We start from the raw sequence: 17,056 nt of genomic DNA on the forward strand, positions 1-17,056 counted from the left end.
GCTCTTCACGACCAAAGAGTGCCTGCCCCGGCTGCCAATTGCCGGGGCGAGAGCACCTTTTGCTTTTTCTACAGCTTCGGGATCTTGGCGGCTTTGATCGCCGCTTCCCATTTCGGGCGTTCAGCCTTGAGGAACGCCGCGAGTTCTTCCGGCGAGCCGCCTACGGGATCCGACCCAAGCGCCTTTATTTTTTCGGCGACGTCGGGAAGGTGCACGATCCGGTCGCATTCGCGCCCGACCAATTGAACGATGTTGTCAGGCGTCTTCGCCGGCATGACGAGCGCGTTCCACGGGCTGAGCTCGTAACCCTTGAGAACCGTGTTGATCGGGGGAATATTGGGAAGTGCGTCGACCGGGTCCTTGGTCGACACGCCGAGCGCGATCAGCTGGCCGGACTTGATGAACGGCAGAATCGGACCGATGTTGTCGATCGTGAAACCGACTCGGCCGGCGACCAGGTCGGTGACCGACTGCGAGGTGCCCTTGTACGGCACCGAGGTCGTATCGAGTCCCGCCATTGCGGCAAACAACGCGCCGGACAGATGGCTGGTCGTACCAATTCCGGCAGTCGCGTACTGAATCGCTCCTGGATTGGCTTTGATCTTGTCGATCAACTGCTGAATGGTGGTCACGCCCAGCGAAGGGTGAACGACCAGCACGTTCGGGACGCGCGCCGGCAGACAAACCGGCGCGAAGGCGGTGTCCGGATCGTATTCCAGGCGCTTGAAGATGAACTGATTGATGACGAACGAGGCAGGTGCATTGATGAGCATCCTGTAGCCGTCCGGGTCGCTCGAGGCGACATATTCCGCGCCGATATTAGTGCCGGCTCCCGGCTTGTCGACGACGACGACCGGCTGCTTCAACGAACTCTGCATCTTGTCGGCGATCAGCCTTGCGATGGTGTCGGTGTTGCCGCCGGCAGTGAAGGGGACCACGATCTGAATCGGCCGATCGGGGTAGTCGCCTGCGTGAAGCGGCAACATCGTGCCAAATGAAATCGATGCGAGCGCGATCACCGTCATCGTGCACTTCACTCGTCTGTTTCCCGAGCCTGACGAGCACTTCCGAAATACGAGCATGTGTGGCCTTTCTCAAACCCGCGCCGTGGTGCGCTAGAATTGCATGCTCGACAGAGCAAATGACGGGCCAACCGGTGCGGTTGTCGACCCTGTGCCGTATATCGGCACAGCGTTCTAATTAATGCTTGCATGGTGATGCGGGGGTGTCAATGCAAGCGAGGTGCCGCCGTCGTGTCAGATGGCCGCAGCAAAGATGCCAGCTGATTCCTTGCGAAAATTTGCGGCATTGCGGCGCGCATTTGGACGCCGGCCGTGTCATCCAGCCGGTTCGATGTGGCTCGAAGGCGCAGCCAAATCCGGATGGCGCCTTTTCCCTATCGCGCCTTGCGGCTTGACCTCGCGGGGGGCTCACGTCGGCTTATCGGTGCCCCCAGCTTCAGCGAAGCATTCTGGGCGGCCTGATAGACGTGATCGGCGACCTTGGATCGATCGTCGGATTTCATCAGGGCAGCCGGAACGGCGCCGCTGATAACGGCAATCGCAGTTCCGCTGAAGTCGCGAACGACGCTTCCGGCCGAAAAGAAGCCATAGCGATTTTCTTCTTCGCTGATCGCGATGCCGGTTCGACGGATGGTTTCGATCTCCTTGAGCAGCTGGGGCGCCGAGATCTTCGTTCTCGGTGTCAGGCGCGGCAAAGGATGGGCTGTCAGGATGTTCCTGATCCTGGCATCGTCCATCTCGGCCAGCAGCGCTTTTCCCATCGCGGTCGAGTGCAGGTAGGTCTGCGAACCCGGACGATGGGTTACCGCGACAGGGCCCTCGCTCTGCACTGTCGCAAGATAGACCACCATGTTTTCCCGCAGCACGCCGAGAAATCCGGTGATGTGCAGGCTCGCGAGATGATAGAGCTCGGGCATCGCGGCCGAATAGAGATTGTTTTGCTCGACAAACGCGCTGCCGACGCGAAACGCGCGATGACCGATCTTGTAGCGGCCGTTTTTCTCGGTTTGCTCGAGAAAGCCCGCCTTGGTCAGCGTATTGACAAGTCGTTGTACGTTGCTCGGCGCAACGTCGATGCGCCGGGCGATATCGCGGACACCGAGGGGCTCGGCGGAATCGGCCAGCAGATTGAGCAGCTCGATCGCCCGCGTAACGGATTGATTTTCGCCACGGCCTGACGCAATTGGAGCCACAGGCATCTCCCGGGGTTAGGACGGCAAGGCGGCAGGGCCCGACTTGACAGCCCAAAGCGAAATGGCTCTCTTCAAGGCAGTCGATTGGAACGATGTGCCGATATTTGGCACGTCGTGATGTCCCTGTCAAACGGCGGGGCGGCTGTGGGAGTTTGCATGGCGAAAGTAGCGGGACTTCGATGTTTGCGCTGCAACGCCTCCTTTGGTGTGCAGGACTACGCCAGCGCTTGCCCCAAATGCAGCAATGAGGCGGCGCCGAGCAATCTGGTCGTCGCGTATGAGGATGGTGACGCAGCATTTCGTCCCAGGCCCAGGCCGTCAGGCACCGACCGAGGGTTTTGGCGCTACGGAGACATTTTGCCGGTTTCGAGCCAGGAGGCCGTCAGTCTCGGGGAGGGGGGTACGCCGCTGCGTCGGCTCTCGTCCTTGGGCAAAGATCTCGGCCTGCAGGGATTGTTCGGCAAGGACGAAACGCGCAACCCGACGTGGTCGTTCAAGGACCGGCTGGCTTGCATCGCGGTTTCCACGGCGAAGAAGATGGGCGCGCCGGCGGTGGTATCCAGTTCGACGGGAAACGCAGGCGCCTCTGTGGCTGCGTACGCGGCGAAGGCCAGCCTTCCATGCGTTGTCTTTACCGCCGCGGGAGCGGCCGGCCCGCTGCTCACGCAGATGCGAGTCTACGGAGCGACGGTCGTTTCGCTTGCGCGGAAAGATCGGCGCTGGCCACTGATGCGCCACGCAGTGGAGCAATTCGGCTGGTTTCCGACCTCGCCGTTCTTCAGTCCGGTGGTGGGCAGCAATCCCTACGGGATCGAAGGCTACAAGACCCTGGCGTACGAAGTCGCGGAAGCCATGGACTGGCGAGTGCCGGATTGTTGCGTGCTGCCGGTTTGCTATGGCGACGCGCTGATCGGGATGTGGCGCGGTTTCGAGGAGATGCTTGCGCTTGGCTGGACCAGCCGAATGCCGCGAATGATGGCGGCGGAGGTTTATGGTTCGCTTGGTACGGCGTTGCTGACCGGCGGCGACGCGCTGCCGGACATGCCGATGACCCACGACACGCTTGCCAAGTCGACGACCGCAACGCGCAGCACGTTTCAGGCTCTATACGTCTTGCGAAAATCAGGTGGCGCCGCAACGACGGTCAGCAACGAGGCGATTCTGGAATACCAGGCAAAGCTGGCGCGGCTGGAAGGCCTTTATGTCGAGCCAGCGTCGGCCGGTGCGATCGCTGCCGTCGCGCAGTTGAGGGCGACGGGTCAAATTCGTGACGGTGAAGCCGTGGTCGCGTTGCTGACCGCTTCGGGTCTGAAGGATCCGCAGGCGACAGCGGTTGCGCTTGGCGAACCGCCGACGGTGGAAGATGATCTCGAAGCTGTGTTCGCGCACCTGCGCGAGGCCGTGCCGGCTGCCTTCGAGGCCTAGGCGGAACGCCGGCCGCCTGTCGCGCGCCACCTTCGCTTGCCGCTCGACAGGCCGCTCAGTCCCGACCTCATCCATTCTCCCTATGACTGGGCCAATCCCACAACCGCAGTTCAAGCTCGGGTGCGACTTCAATCGCCACGGCGGCAAGATACGCTGATCCCATGTCCAGTTCGCGCAGACACCACCGCGCAGCATCGGCGGGGTCAAACCGCGTCTCAAGCAGGCGCGGCATTTCACCCGGTAGGAAGGCGACGTCAAATGACTCCAGCGGCAGGCTGAGCCCATCGCCCCGGGCTTTCAGATAGGCCTCTTTCAGGGTCCAGCACCGATAGAACGACTGGGGCCTCATGCGTTCCGGAATTGTCTGCAAGCGCGAATACTCGGCTTTCGAGAAACATCGTGCGGCGATCTCGTTCAGGTCCCTGATGTCGGAAATCTGTTCGACGTCGACGCCGACCCGGCGATCGCGTGCAAGCGCGAGCAGGACATAGTCGCCCGCGTGAGAAATATTGAAATGGAGCGGCGGCGTCTCAGATGGTGAGGCGACGACCGGCTTTCCCGCATGGTCTACCGCCAGTTGAATGGTGCTCGCCGGCTTTTGCAGACAATGGCCGAGTACAGATCGCGCCATGATGCGGCCGAGCATGAACCGCGCGCGGTCTTGTTCCCATCGAAATCGATCGGCGCGTTCCCTCTCTTCAGAAGATAGGGAACCCGACAGCTTCGACAGATCAGCGCTCGACGAGTTGAGCGTGGTGCGCCAGACGTCAACCGCGCGATCGAGAAGCCCGTAGGTACCGTCAGGGCTGCACCAGATGGAACTGCGGCGGCTCATCGCACTTTCCGGGTTCAGGGTGGTCCGAACAGAGCAATCACAATGACTTGTAAAGGTTATTTCAGGCGAGTCGGTAATGTTGAAGTTCAAAACCAGTACCGCCGATCTGCGTTACCTGTTAAGTTCCTGCCACGAGTCGGCCGCCTTCGGATTTCCGAGCCGATAATCGCAAGCTGATTTCCAAGTAACCCGTGACTTTCCAAAGCTTGCGAAGAGATCTTGCGGATAAGCCTTGATCGTCGCTACTGAAACAGGAGCATCCGAACGGTAGCTTGAGCGGAGGTACTATTTGCTTAACGTCTTGACGCCAGGTGAGCTGAGAGCAGCCTCCGCCCAGCAGCGCGCATTCTGGCTATCCGGTGAAGTCGATCCGGGCACGCCCGCCTACAACTTGCTGAGGGTGCTGCGGCTCACGGGAGCTGTTCACAAGCAGATACTCGAGCGTGCGTTCGATACGATCGTCGCGCGGCACGAAATACTTCGCACCGGACTCGTCGAGAGGGACGGTTCGATTATTCAGCGCGTCCTCGCCCGGATGCAGGTTACTCTTGAGGAGCACGACCTTACCTCCTTGTCGGGGTCGGAACGTGCTGTCGCGACCGACGCACTCGTGGCCAAGATGTGCGAAACGGCTTTTGACCTCGCTGTACCCCCGCACTTCCGCGTGGCGCTGGTGCGTCTGGCTCAAGAAGAACATCTGCTGGTGATCGTGTTCCATCACGCTATCATCGATGGGTGGTCGATGGGGCCGTTCTTCGACGAACTGGCCCGCCTCTACGAGGCGGGACTGCGCGGGGGGAAGCCGGCCAAGCTGCCGGATCTGCCAGTCCAATATAGCGACTTTGCCGAAAGGCAGGCGCGGTCGTTCGCAGCGGCCTCGTTCGAGAAGGACGTTGCGTTCTGGCGGAAGATGCTTGCCGGTTCACCGCCTCTGCTCACGTTGCCGACCGTCCGCCCTCGTCCCGCCGTGCAGCGGCACCATGGAAGTCGGCTCGGATTCACGTTGGATGCGCCTCTCGCGGACGCGTTCCGTGCTCTGTGTCAGCGCCATGGTGCCACTCTCTTCATGGGCCTTCTTTCGGCGTTCCAGATCCTGCTTCAGCGCTGGGCCGATACCGACGATCTGGTGATCGGTACACCGGTGTCCGGAAGTCGTGACGAGGATCTCGCGCGGCTGATTGGCTGTTTCGTGAACACGCTGGCGTTGCGCGGTGATCTGACGGGCGATCCCAGCTTCGCGGTTTTGCTGGACCGCAACCGGGCAGTCTCGCTTGAGGCGTTTGAGCACCAGGAGGTTCCGTTCGAACGGGTCGTCGCAGAAGTGGGGCGCCCGCGGACACGAGATCATGCTCCGCTTTTCCAGGTCATGTTTGTGCTGCAAAACTTCGGGCACCAGGCGCCGCGGCTCGCCGGGCTCGAAGTTCAGGAGGTAGAACTCGACTCAGGCATTGCCAAGCTCGATCTGACGCTGGAGATCATCGAGGGTGACGAGCTCACTTGCTCCTTCGAATATGACCGCGACCTTTTCGATGAGCCCATGATGGCGCGAATGGCCAGCCATCTTCAGCGCATCCTGGAGGCGGTGGTGGCCCGGCCCGAGCGACCGATCAGCAGCATTGGTCTGCTTGAGAAAGCCGAGTGGCAGCGTGCCGTGCTCGGCTGGAATTCCACGTCGCGCGACTACCCGGAACGCACGCTTGCCGGTGCCTTTGCCGCGATTTCGGCTGAACGGTCCCGCGACGTCGCGCTCATCTCGGATGGTCAGCGGATCAGCTTTGGCGAACTTGCACAGCGTGCCGGACGGGTCGCGACCGCGCTGCGGAGCCGCGCCGTCAGTGGCGCCGAGCCGGTCGCGATTTTCCTGCCTCGCTCCGCCGAGGCCTTCGCAGCCGTGCTGGGCTGCTTCATCGCCGGAGTTCCATGGGTTCCTCTCGATACGGCGCAGCCGGATAAACGTCTCGCACAGCTCGTCGGCCTTGCCGGCTGCCGCACCGCGCTCACCCTTCCTGCCTTGGTGAAGCGTCTGCCGGAGGGCCTCACCGCCATCCCGATGGATCGGGATGCTCCCCTTTGGAGCGAGCCGGTCGGAGCCACCCAAGCCGGACCCGCCAACGATCTTGCTTATGTCCTCTTCACGTCCGGCTCGACCGGCGTGCCGAAAGGCGTGATGGGCGCGACCAGAGCCTTGATGAACCGCATCGACTGGATGCACGAGACCTATCCGTTCGCCCGTGGTGAGGTCGCCTGCTGCAAGACGTCGATCGGCTTCGTGGACGCGATCTGGGAAATGCTTGGACCGCTGCTGGCGGGCGTGCCAACGGTGATCGTCCCGGATGAGACCGTGCTCGATCCGGAGGCATTCATCACATTGCTAGCGCGGCATGGCGTCACCCGAATTGTGCTCGTGCCGACGCTGCTGCGCGTGCTGCTGGATCACGCGCCCGATCTGGGCGCGCGCCTGCCGGCTCTGAGAATTTGGTCGGTGAGCGGAGAAGTGCTCCCGACGGATCTCGTCAGGCAATTCAAGCGGGCCTGTCCTGGCCGGAAACTCATCAATCTCTATGGATCTTCGGAAGTTGCCGCCGACGTTCTTGTTCACGAGGTGGAGGACGCGGACATTGACGGGGCCGTGCCGATCGGCAAGCCGATCGCCAATACGCAGGTGTACGTCCTCGACCGTGCGGGCCAGCCTGCCCCGGTGGGATTGCCCGGCGTGATCCACGCCGGTGGCGCTTGCCTCGCGCTGGGATACTGGAACAAACCCGATCTTACCGCCGAGCGGTTCAGGGCCAATCCCATCGCGGGCGCGCCTTCACCGCTGCTGTTCAATACCGGCGATCGCGGCGTCTGGCGGGCGGATGGCACCGTGCTTTATCTCGGCCGCACGGACAATCAGGTGAAGCTGCGGGGCGTCAGACTCGAACTTGGCGAGGTTCTGGCGGCGCTGCGGGACCACGCCTCGGTCAAGGATGCGGCTGCTGTGATCGTTGGCGATGGCGACCGGCAGCGGCTCGTCGCTTTCATCGTCGGAGCGCAGGGGCAGAGCGCGCCCGTTCCGACCGAACTGCGCGCCCATCTTCAGGAGCGGCTGCTGCCGGCGGCAGTCCCCGCGAAACTGCTCGTGGTCGAGGCACTTCCGCTCTTGCCGAGCGGCAAGGTGGATCAGATGGCGCTCGTCGCGCTGGCCGATGCGCCGACCCGGCATGAGGCTGCACTTGACACGGTTTCCGTGAACGCCGACGTGGCGCAGATCTGGCGCGCCGTGCTGCGCGAGGAGGAAATCGACGCCGCCGACGACTTCTTCGATCTGGGCGGCAATTCGCTGCTGGCCATGCAAGTCATCGTTCGCGTGCGTCGCCGGTTCGGCATCGGCATTCCAATCCGCGCGCTGTTCGACAACTCGACGCTGGCAGGTTTCTCGAGCGCGGTCGAAGCTGCGCCCCCGGCCGACGATCAAGGATTGGGAGAGATCAGGCCGCAGGCGCGCTCGACAACGGAGTTGGGCGACCTGAGAGAGCGCCTTGGCAAGCTGTCGCCGGAAGAACTGGATGCGCTGATACGCAGCGTAAGACAGGACTTGAGCTGAAGCGGTTCAATCCTGGTCCCGCTCCAGCTTGCTGGTGTGCGGCATATGGAAATCGCCCTGCACGATAACACCCGGATCGACGCGAAAGGGCGCGGCACGCACGCGCCTGGCAAGAACACGCCCGGCGGCCGTCGCGACTGTCAGATCGACCGTATACAGCCCGCGCTGCATGGCAAGGACTGGACAATCGAAAACGACGGATCCCGCTCCCGCGACAAGGGTGGACGAGGACGAGACGACCTCGGTGCAGATATAGCCGCTGGGCCAGACGAAGCTCACCGTGAACACGGCGTCATCGACGGATAGTCCGGTCTCGTAGCCCACGCGGATGGTCAGAGGGTCCCCCGTCCTGGGCGGAGCGCCGTCGCGACCGACGAAGCTGACGCCGTGAAGGGTCACGGCGCCATTCTCGAGATTCAAGCCGGAATTCGGCACGCGCTTTGCGGCGCTGATCTGGTATTCTTCTATCACGTCGCGCGGAGCGCCTTCGCACACCATTTCACCGGAGGTAAGCAGGAGGGCGCTATCGCAGAGCCGCTCCACCGCGGCGAGATCGTGGGAAACGAGCAGGATCGTGCGTCCCGAGCGTCGGATTTCTCCGATCCGGTCCATGCAGCGGGCCTGGAACGCCAGGTCGCCGACAGCCAGCACTTCGTCCAGAAGGAGAATGTCCGCATCGAGGTGCGCGGCGACGGCGAAGCCGAGCCTGACGAACATGCCGGAAGAATACGTCTTGACGGGTGCATCGATAAAGTCGGCGAGCCCGGAGAATTCCAGGATGCGCTCGAAGCGCTTTTGCACCTCCGCGACCGGAACGCCGAAAATTGCCGCGTTCAGGAAGACATTGTCCCGCCCGCTGAGCTCGGGATGGAAGCCGGCTCCGACTTCGACCAAAGACATCAGCCGCCCGGTGATCGTGATTTCTCCGCTATCGGGCGCGGTGATGCGGGCGAGCAATTTGATCAAGGTCGTCTTGCCGGAACCATTGGGACCGACAACGCCCAGCGCCTCGCCGCGCCGAACGTCGAAGCTGACGCCTTTCAGTGCCCAAAAACGCTCCGTGGTCCCGAACCTGAACAGACCATGGCCACGACCGCTATCGTGATGGATGCGATACGACTTCGAGACGTTGCGGACGGCGATATCGACAGCAGCCATGGCTAGATTTCGTCGACCATGTCTGGTTCGGCGGTCTTGAATATGAAATATGCAATGCCGAGCAGAACCAGGCCGAGGACGGCAGCGTAGACGAGCTGCTCGGCGCTGACGATTTGCTTGCCCACCAGTGCGCCTCGGAAGGCTTCGACAAGCAGTGCCAGGGGATTGAGCGCATAGACTGCGCGCCATTGGGCAGGAACGGCTTCCAGCGAGTACAGCACGGGTGTCGTGAACATCAATCCCTGCAGCAGGAGAGGCAACCCGATGGCGATGTCGCGAAACCCGATCTGCGCGATGGAAAGCAGCAGCGACAACGCGGCGGAATATATGATCAGGATCAGGCAGATTGGCAGGAGTGTGATCGCCGTCGCGGGAATGCTGTGGCCGGTGCATGCGAGGGCCACGATCGCCAGCGCCGTCGCGATCGCCAGATCGGCCAGCGCGGCGAAAACGTAAGAGAGCGGAACGATCTCGCGCGGGAAATACACCTTGGCGATGAGTGACCTGCTGGCCAGCACGCCCGCCGCCGAGGTGCTGAGCGAGGTCGCGAGGAATGCCCACGGAGACAGGCTGGCGAGAATGAAGAGCGGATAGGCGATCCCTGCGGTGGAATGGCCGCTCACGGCGGCGCCCGCCACCGAGAGAAATGCCAGGAACGCAAGCGGCTGCAGAATTGCCCATAGCCAGCCGAGCCAGCTCTGGGAGTAGCGTACCCGCAGGCGGTTGATTGTCATGTATCCAAGCAGCTCGCGATAGGCCGCAAGCTCCGCAAGACCGGCAAATATGCGCCGCGAGGCCGGTACGGCGTTCCTGATGACGATGGTGGGTCGCTCAGTCAATGAGTTGGTTCCTCGAGACGGTTGAAACAGAGGGCACGATCGCGTCCAAGGCGGCGCGGACGATAGCAGCGCTCCGTGGGTATTCCATCCAGGTGTGATGGCCACCGGGCACCTTATGGATCACGACCCGGCCGCTGACCCGACGGTCCCAGCCCGAGGCGACATCGGCCATGCCAAGCGTTCGGGCCGCCCTGAAGAGGTGAACGTCACCGTCGAACGGGCGCCCAGGGTGGTACGCGCGCATTGTAAGCCAGATTTCCGCCCAAATGCGCAGGTGCCGTTCATACTCGGGCGCATTCGAAGTCAGCATTCGGCGGATGCAAACATCCAACCATTGTTTGGCAGCTCGGATGGGGCCCAGAAAGGCCGGCTTCGACTCGAAGAAGCCGCGAACGGGCGTGTCAAGCTGTCCAAGCAGAGCTACCTCTTCGCCCTCCTGCTGAAACTGGACCGCCATTTCGAAAGCTACGACGCCGCCCTCGCAGCCACCTGCCAGCAGGTATGGGCCTTTTGGTTGAATGGTCTTTAGCCTGGATCGGAATTCAGCGGCGATGGCTTCAACATTGTCGAACATGGGCTGGTCAGCAAGCAGCCGCTGCTCCTGAAGGTTGTAAGCGTCCAGCTTGTACACGGTTGGCCCCGGTGCCAGTGCCTTTGCCAGCTTGATGCTATTGTGCTGCGCGCTGCACATGAACAGCAGTCGCCCGTCATTCCCTTCGATAATCTTGGTGACCGCGTGGTCCAATACGCCGCCTGAATCGCTTTTCATGAGACCCGCCACCAGGCCGGCTACCGAGGGGTCTTCGAAGAACAGCGCAACCGGCAGCTTGCGATCGAGGCGACGGCACAGTGCGGACATCAGGCGCACCGCCAGCAGCGAGTCGCCGCCAGCAGTGAAGAAGTCCTCGCGCAAGTGAGATGGCGGTGCGCCGAGAAACTCCTGCCACAGTTCGAGGACGAGTTTCTCGAGGTCGCCATGGCGCTGGAGGGTTTCCGATGAGTCGAGGGAAAGACCACTGGCGGATACGGTGCCGCCACGGGCGTCGTGGAGAGGCAGGTCCGTGCTGCCGATCCCCCGGGGAAGCGCTTCGAGCGTCGAAATATCTCCGTGAGCGATCTCGAGGAGCACGGTTCGAAGCGCTCCCGACAAGCGGGAGATCGTACGATGGGAGACCTTGTCCGGCCGGCTGTCGAAACCAAGCCACAGCACGCCGTCCGGCGTCTCCGATGCGCTCACAAAAAGGTCGGCCGATGGCGCGGGAGATGGAAGCCAGATCGGCCGGCACGGGAGGCGCCCAAAGCGTTCAAAAGGCGAGGGTACCGCTATCGAGGAAAACATCACTTGGCTGAGCGGTGCGGCATCGGCGGAGCGCGAAGGATTGATGGCGCGCACCAGTGCATCCCAAGGCACGTTCTCATATTCCAGAGTATCGACAAGTTGGCGTCCGACGTCGGCCAGCAGCTCTGCCATGGTCTGGCTCGCACGAAGGCTCGTCTTCAGGGCAATGATATTGGCAAATGGACCAATCACGCCCTCTGCGCCATCGCTGCCCCGACCGGCCACGGGCACCGCGATGACGAAATCCGGCCCGTCCGCGTAAGGGGCGAGCACCTTCTCGAGCGCGGCAAGCAGCACCGCGAACAGCGTCACGCCGGCCCGCTGCGCCACCTGCTTGAGGTGATCGACCACCACCGGTCCAAGAGATATCAGGTGGTTCGCGCCGACCAGCGCGGTCGCGGCGGTTGGCTCCGAACCGAAGTCCAGGCGTGTCGTCGTCGGGCGGAGTTGCTCCGCGTAACGCTGCAGGCGAGCGCGGAATGTCGAGCTGGCGAGCCAGCGGGCTTCGGCGACGGCGAAATCGGCGTATTGCCAGGGCAGCGCCGCAAGCGTCGGCATGTTGCGAGAACTGAGGGCTCCGTAGATCTCCGCCATCTCGCGCACGAACAGGCCAAGCGACAGGTTGTCGGCGATGATGTGGTGCAGGACGAACACCAGGACATGCACCCCCGGCGCGCGTCTGACGGCGACCAGGCGAACCAGCGGTCCTCGGCTGAGGTTGAACGGGGCAGCAACTTGTTCACGGAGAATGACCTGCAAGTCGACATCGGGCCCGGATGGGGCATCGACATGCGCGACCACGGGCCGAGGGCCGCTGATCGCCTGGCGAAGCTCGCCGCCATCGTCCACAAATACCGTCCTCAGGGCCTCATGGCGCTCGACGAGCAAATCGAGGCTGAGCTGCAGCGCCGCCACGTCAAGCTCGCCGAAAACTTCGAGCGCAAACGGTAAATGATGCTGCGGAATGCCTGGAGCAACGAGCTCCATGAACCACGTCCGACGCTGCGATGCGGATGCGGGATGCAACAGCGGTTCCGCTCTCGTCTCGGACGTCAATAGAGCCGCCATTCTGCTTTTCTCAGATTTTCGCTCGCAAAGCTGCAGCGCGGCCTTTAAGACATTTGAAGTTCCGAGCTGAACCACGACGATCCGCGCAGAAGCCAGCATCGAACGCGTGAGTTAAGGCATGAAGCACGAATTTTTCCTCGACTGGTCACCCGATCCCCGCGACCATGCGGCCCTGCTACAACGGCTGGTCAGCCACAATCTAGCTCGGAGTGGACCGAGCGGCTATCGAAACATCGCCGTTATTTTGCGAGACCCTGATACTGGCGAGGCTTCCAGCGGCGTTTGGGGCAGCATCCTTTACGGCTGGCTTTTCATCGATCTGCTGTATGTCGGCGAACCCGATCGTCGCCATGGCCTCGGCTCTCGACTTTTGACAGCGGTCGAAAATGCCGCGCGCGAGCAGGGGTGCGTGGGCGCCTGGCTGAGCACCTACGCTTTCCAGAGCCCCGGCTTTTACGAGAAGAACGGATATGAGCAGTTCGGAGAGCTTGCGGCCAGCCGGGCGGCGCCGGGATCTGTCGACAGCCGCCTTTGTTTCTACCGCAAGCAATTCTAGCCGCCGCCCCACCTCGTGCCGGGGGGCGGAAATGCCTTGTTTTCCCGCGCTTGCCGGCCGAGTGCTGCGCTTCGCCGCGCGCTCACCCCTGGCCACTTGCAGTGTCAGCGCGATGCTGCAACATCCAGGGGCATGCGCATCAAGAGCTGCATGAGCATCGACGGGGCGAATTCTGCAGAATGCAGGCCCGGCTTGACAGTGTAAGTAAAAACATTATTACAAAAAGGATCGAAAGGCATAGCGATGTTGCAGACAAAGCGAAGCTATGGCGGCATGGTGACTGCGCCGCACCACCTTGCGGCGCAGGCCGGGCTCGGCGTGCTGTCGGAAGGGGGCAATGCCATCGAGGCCATGATCGCGGCTGCGGCCGCGATCGCGGTCGTTTATCCGCACATGAATGGTCTCGGCGGTGACAGCTTCTGGCTGGTCGGTCGTGCCGGCTCGACGCCGATTGGAATCCAGGCCTGCGGGCGCTCTGCGCTAACGGCCAGTCGCACCTGGTATCGCGAGCAGGGATACAGCAGCATTCCAAGCCGCGGGCCCCTGGCGGCGCTCACCGTCGCCGGCACGGTCGACGGCTGGCAAAAGGCCTTCGACCTCAGCCGGGACCGCCACGCAGGGCGGTTGCCGCTGTCGCGCCTTCTCGAACCCGCGATCGCTCATGCCGCCGAGGGCGTTGCGGTCACTCAAACGCTGCACAACAATATCGGCAACAAGCGCGCTGAGCTCGAGAATGTGCCGGGCTTTGCCGAAGTCTATCTGCAGCAAGGTGCGCCGCTGGCCGTCGGTACGCGGCTGCGTCAGCCGCGTGTGGCCGAGACGCTGAAGCGATTGTCGCAAGCAGGCCTCTCCGATTTCTATCGCGGCGATCTGGCTCGCTCGCTGGCCGCCGATCTCGAACGGCTGGGCAGCCCGCTCCGGCTTTCCGATCTTGAGCGCCACCAGGCATCGCTGGTGACGCCGCTCTCCGTTGCGGTGGCCGGCCACAAGGTCTTCAACATGCCGCCGCCGACGCAGGGCCTCGCCTCGCTCCTCATTCTCGCGCTCTATGCCCGGCAGATGGCGAAAGCGGCGGATGGCGTCGATCATCTTCACCGGCTCGTGGAGTGCACGAAGGCTGCCTTCCGCATCCGCAACCGCTACGTGACCGACCCCGACCACATGGCCCGAGCGGCCGCCGAGTTTCTCACCGACGGCGCCATTGCCGCACTTGAGAAGACGGTAGCGATCGAGCGGGCGGCGCCCTGGCCCGATCCGCCCAGCCAGGGCGACACGGTATGGCTCGCTGCGACCGACCGCAGCGGTCTCAGCGTTAGCTTCATTCAGAGTGTCTACTGGGAGTTCGGATCGGGCGTCATCCTGCCGCAAAGCGGGGTCACCTGGCAGAACCGCGGGACGAGCTTCAGCCTCGCCGAGACGGACGTGAACAGGCTGGAGCCCGGCCGGCTGCCGTTTCACACCATCCAGCCTGCGATGGCTGAACTCAGCGATGGCCGCCTGATGTCCTATGGCACGATGGGCGGGGAGGGGCAGCCGCAGACGCAAGCGGCGGTCTTCACGCGCTACGCGTTGCATGGTCAGGACCTGCAATCCGCGGTCACCGCGCCGCGCTGGCTGCTCGGCCGCACCTGGGGCGAGGAAAACAACAACCTCAAGATCGAAGCCCGCTTCGACCCCGCCGTCATCGATTCGCTGCGCAAGCTTGGTCACGACATTCAAACCGTCGGCCCGTTCGAGGAATTCATGGGCCATGCGGGTGCGATCGTCTGGCATCCGGATGGCCTGCTCGAGGGGGCGAGCGATCCGCGCAGCGACGGCGCTGTTGCCGCGCGCTGAGGCAATCGCGATCGGGCGCGGCCACGCCTGCGCGCGGAAAACGGCCGGCGGGTATCAGGGTTAGCGCGCGCTCAGGGGCCTAGCCCCTGCCGGCCCTGTGCTTCCGCTGGCCGCCCGCAGGTGCCGTCAGCCAGGTGAGGATCATGTCCTGTGCGTGCGCGCGGCGTCGCTCCAGCCAGCCCGGTTCCCCCAGATCCTTGTCGAACATCGCCGACAGGGTGTACCGGTTCGAGACGTGAAAATAGCTCATCGCGGTGATCGTGACGTAAAGCTGGATTGGATCGACGTCATTGCGAAATAGCCCGGCCGCCACGCCGCGGCGCAGGATGCTTTCGATGCTCGCGACCAGGGGTAGCGTGAGCTCGGCGATCTTGCGCGACTTGCGCAGGTTGCGGCCGCGCTGGAGGTTCTCGTTGTTGATCAGCGCGATGTAGTTCTGGTGGTCTCCGAAGAAGGTGAAGGTGAAATTGATCAGCTCGCGCATCGCGGCGACGGGTTCGCGGTCGTCCAGGTTGAGCTGCTGCTCCGCCGCGCGAATCTCGGTGTAGACGTGCTCGAGCACCGCAATGTAGAGCCCGTGCTTGTCGCCGAAATAGGCATACAGCAGGCGCATGTTGGCCTTGGCGCGTTGCGCGATGGCCTCCACGCGGGCGCCGCCAATGCCGTTGCGGCAGAATTCGAACGTCGCCGCACGCAGGATTGATTCCTTGGTGAGCGCCGAATCGCGCGGACGTCTGCCGCGCGTGGCGCTGCGGGCCGGGCTCGCTGGTACTGTCGTTTCAGTCACGGGGCAACCTTGCTCAAATGTCGGCGTGTCCGCGCGGGCGATCCGCAGTCTGCGGAATGTCCGCCGCGGAGGCTGGCGCGATTGAGATCGCGATTGCGGCAACTCGTCAAGGGGGACATCGCTTCCGCTACGTTCCTTCCTGCTCTTATTTGCGGGCTGCCGTCACGATTGCACCATTGCGGGCGACAAGTCGCCCCCGCTTGTAGACGTCGCGCGGTTTCGGCCGCGCCACCACGGCTTCCTGGACATGTCGCGCATCGAGCACGACGAAATCCGCCGGCCCGCCCTCGACCACGCCATACCCGGCAAGGCCGAGCGCGCGCGCTGCGTCCGCCGTCACCATGTCGAACGCCGTCGCCAGTTCTGAGTCCGTGCTGAAGCCCGAGCGGTAGCCGATGATCATGGCGCGTTCGAGCAGGTCGCCGTCGCCATAAGGCCACCAGGAATCGCGGATGTTGTCGTTGCCGGCGAACACGTTGACGCCGGCCTGGCGCAGCAGCAGCACGGGCGGAAACGCATGTGCGCCCGGCGCGTTGGTCAATATCGCAACCCCCGCCTCGGCGAGCAGGTGCGCGGTGCGCTGGACGATGTCGCGCGGCACTTCGCCGAGCGCATAAGCATGGCTGATCGTGACCTTGCCGCCGTGCCCCAGGGCTTTCGTGCGCCGTGCAATTTGCTCGATCTCGAAGATGCCGAGCTGGCCGCCGTCGTGCAGGTGGATGTCGATACCGACGCCACGGCGATCGGCGATGCCGAAGATGGCGTCGAGATGTCCGTCGATGTCGGCATCGTGACCTGCAGGATCAAGTCCGCCGACGAGATCGGCTCCGGCGCGAACCGCCTCGTCGAGCAGTTCGGCCGTACCCGGCGACGTCACGATGCCGCTTTGCGGGAAGGCGACGATCTGAACCGACACCTTGTCGCGGTGGTCATCACGGGCGGCCACGACCTGTTCGAAGTTGCGCAACCCGACCTGCGCATCGATATCGACATGGCTGCGCATCTGGGTCGTGCCGTGCGCAACGCAGAGATCGATCAACGCCGCCGCCCGCACCGCGATCGGCCGCGCCCCGGCGAGCGCCTCCTTTTCGAACCGCACGCGCTCGCGCACGCTGAAGCCGGCGGTGCAAGGGCGATGCGGCTTCCATTCGTCGCCGATAAACCCCTTGTCCAGATGGATATGTCCGTCGACCAGGCCCGGCAGCACCAGGCGCTGGCCGAGATCGCGGGTTTCGCCGACCGCGCCATGGGCCTGCGGCGTCGCCGCGATGGAAACGATGTCGCCGTCACCAACCGCGATATCGACGACACGTCCATCGGTCAGACGGGCATTTCGAAACAGCGTGTCGATGGCGGTCAATGGAAATCTCCGAGATCGTTGCAGGGCAGGGGGTCGAAGCGCGGCATCTCCG

12 protein-coding genes are annotated in these 17,056 nt (G+C 63.2%); 4 read left to right on the top strand and 8 right to left on the bottom strand.

The annotated features are described in order from the left end of the window. Positions 1–68 precede the first annotated feature (68 nt). Complete coding sequence (locus tag QOU61_RS11450) at positions 69–1,037, bottom strand: Bug family tripartite tricarboxylate transporter substrate binding protein (RefSeq protein ID WP_289658434.1); 969 nt, start codon at positions 1,035–1,037, stop codon at positions 69–71. A gap of 359 nt (positions 1,038–1,396) precedes the next feature. Beyond that, positions 1,397–2,215: an IclR family transcriptional regulator gene (locus QOU61_RS11455; RefSeq protein WP_289658435.1), complete on the bottom strand. Its 819-nt coding sequence runs from the start codon at positions 2,213–2,215 to the stop codon at positions 1,397–1,399. 156 nt (positions 2,216–2,371) lie between these two features. On the opposite strand from QOU61_RS11455, the gene QOU61_RS11460 reads away from it, so the two are divergent. Continuing rightward, the gene (locus QOU61_RS11460) at positions 2,372–3,640 is read left to right on the top strand and encodes a pyridoxal-phosphate dependent enzyme (RefSeq protein ID WP_289658436.1); all 1,269 of its coding nucleotides are present in this window, start codon (positions 2,372–2,374) and stop codon (positions 3,638–3,640) included. A 67-nt stretch (positions 3,641–3,707) separates the two neighbouring features. Here QOU61_RS11460 and QOU61_RS11465 read toward each other — a convergent pair whose 3' ends face one another. Continuing rightward, entirely contained in the window at positions 3,708–4,475 is a 768-nt protein-coding gene (locus QOU61_RS11465; RefSeq protein ID WP_289658437.1) for a 4'-phosphopantetheinyl transferase family protein, read from the bottom strand. Between the two features lie 289 nt (positions 4,476–4,764). Between QOU61_RS11465 and QOU61_RS11470 the strand changes: the two genes are divergently transcribed. Then, on the top strand, positions 4,765–8,061 hold the full coding sequence (locus QOU61_RS11470; RefSeq protein WP_289658438.1) for a non-ribosomal peptide synthetase: 3,297 nt from the start codon (positions 4,765–4,767) through the stop codon (positions 8,059–8,061). 6 nt (positions 8,062–8,067) lie between these two features. On the opposite strand, the gene QOU61_RS11475 is transcribed toward QOU61_RS11470, so the two are convergent. From QOU61_RS11475 to QOU61_RS11485, 3 genes are read right to left on the bottom strand one after another with little or no spacing between them, the layout of a single operon-like run. Beyond that, a complete protein-coding gene (locus QOU61_RS11475) occupies positions 8,068–9,219 on the bottom strand; it encodes an ABC transporter ATP-binding protein (RefSeq protein WP_289658439.1) in 1,152 nt (383 codons plus the stop codon). A 2-nt stretch (positions 9,220–9,221) separates the two neighbouring features. After that, entirely contained in the window at positions 9,222–10,058 is an 837-nt protein-coding gene (locus tag QOU61_RS11480; protein ID WP_289658440.1) for an ABC transporter permease, read from the bottom strand. Then, positions 10,051–12,384, bottom strand: coding sequence for a condensation domain-containing protein (locus QOU61_RS11485; RefSeq protein WP_289658441.1), 2,334 nt, complete (start codon positions 12,382–12,384; stop codon positions 10,051–10,053). The genes QOU61_RS11480 and QOU61_RS11485 overlap by 8 nt, the downstream gene beginning before the upstream one ends. Positions 12,385–12,583: 199 nt before the next feature. Between QOU61_RS11485 and QOU61_RS11490 the strand changes: the two genes are divergently transcribed. Both QOU61_RS11490 and QOU61_RS11495 read left to right on the top strand, forming a co-directional pair. Further along, positions 12,584–13,021, top strand: a complete 438-nt coding sequence (locus QOU61_RS11490; RefSeq protein ID WP_289658442.1) for a GNAT family N-acetyltransferase — start codon at positions 12,584–12,586, stop codon at positions 13,019–13,021. A gap of 243 nt (positions 13,022–13,264) precedes the next feature. Further along, the gene (locus QOU61_RS11495) at positions 13,265–14,857 is read left to right on the top strand and encodes a gamma-glutamyltransferase family protein (RefSeq protein WP_289658443.1); all 1,593 of its coding nucleotides are present in this window, start codon (positions 13,265–13,267) and stop codon (positions 14,855–14,857) included. Positions 14,858–14,936: 79 nt separating this feature from the next. Here the strand turns inward: QOU61_RS11495 and QOU61_RS11500 are convergent, their stop codons facing one another. Continuing rightward, a complete protein-coding gene (locus tag QOU61_RS11500) occupies positions 14,937–15,644 on the bottom strand; it encodes a TetR family transcriptional regulator (RefSeq protein WP_289658444.1) in 708 nt (235 codons plus the stop codon). 145 nt (positions 15,645–15,789) lie between these two features. Further along, complete coding sequence (locus QOU61_RS11505; RefSeq protein ID WP_289658445.1) at positions 15,790–17,004, bottom strand: amidohydrolase family protein; 1,215 nt, start codon at positions 17,002–17,004, stop codon at positions 15,790–15,792. Positions 17,005–17,056 lie beyond the last annotated feature (52 nt).

The sequence above is a fragment of the Bradyrhizobium sp. NP1 genome (assembly GCF_030378205.1).
GTDB lineage: Bacteria > Pseudomonadota > Alphaproteobacteria > Rhizobiales > Xanthobacteraceae > Bradyrhizobium.

Bases quoted from the DNA above. Each gene is read 5' to 3' on its own strand.
- QOU61_RS11460 (WP_289658436.1), top strand. From the start codon at position 2,372: ATGGCGAAAGTAGCGGGACTTCGATGTTTGCGCTGCAACGCCTCCTTT.
- QOU61_RS11490 (WP_289658442.1), top strand. From the start codon at position 12,584: ATGAAGCACGAATTTTTCCTCGACTGGTCACCCGATCCCCGCGACCAT.
- QOU61_RS11495 (WP_289658443.1), top strand. From the start codon at position 13,265: ATGTTGCAGACAAAGCGAAGCTATGGCGGCATGGTGACTGCGCCGCAC.
- QOU61_RS11465 (WP_289658437.1), bottom strand. From the start codon at position 4,475: ATGAGCCGCCGCAGTTCCATCTGGTGCAGCCCTGACGGTACCTACGGG.
- QOU61_RS11475 (WP_289658439.1), bottom strand. From the start codon at position 9,219: ATGGCTGCTGTCGATATCGCCGTCCGCAACGTCTCGAAGTCGTATCGC.
- QOU61_RS11485 (WP_289658441.1), bottom strand. From the start codon at position 12,384: ATGGAGCTCGTTGCTCCAGGCATTCCGCAGCATCATTTACCGTTTGCG.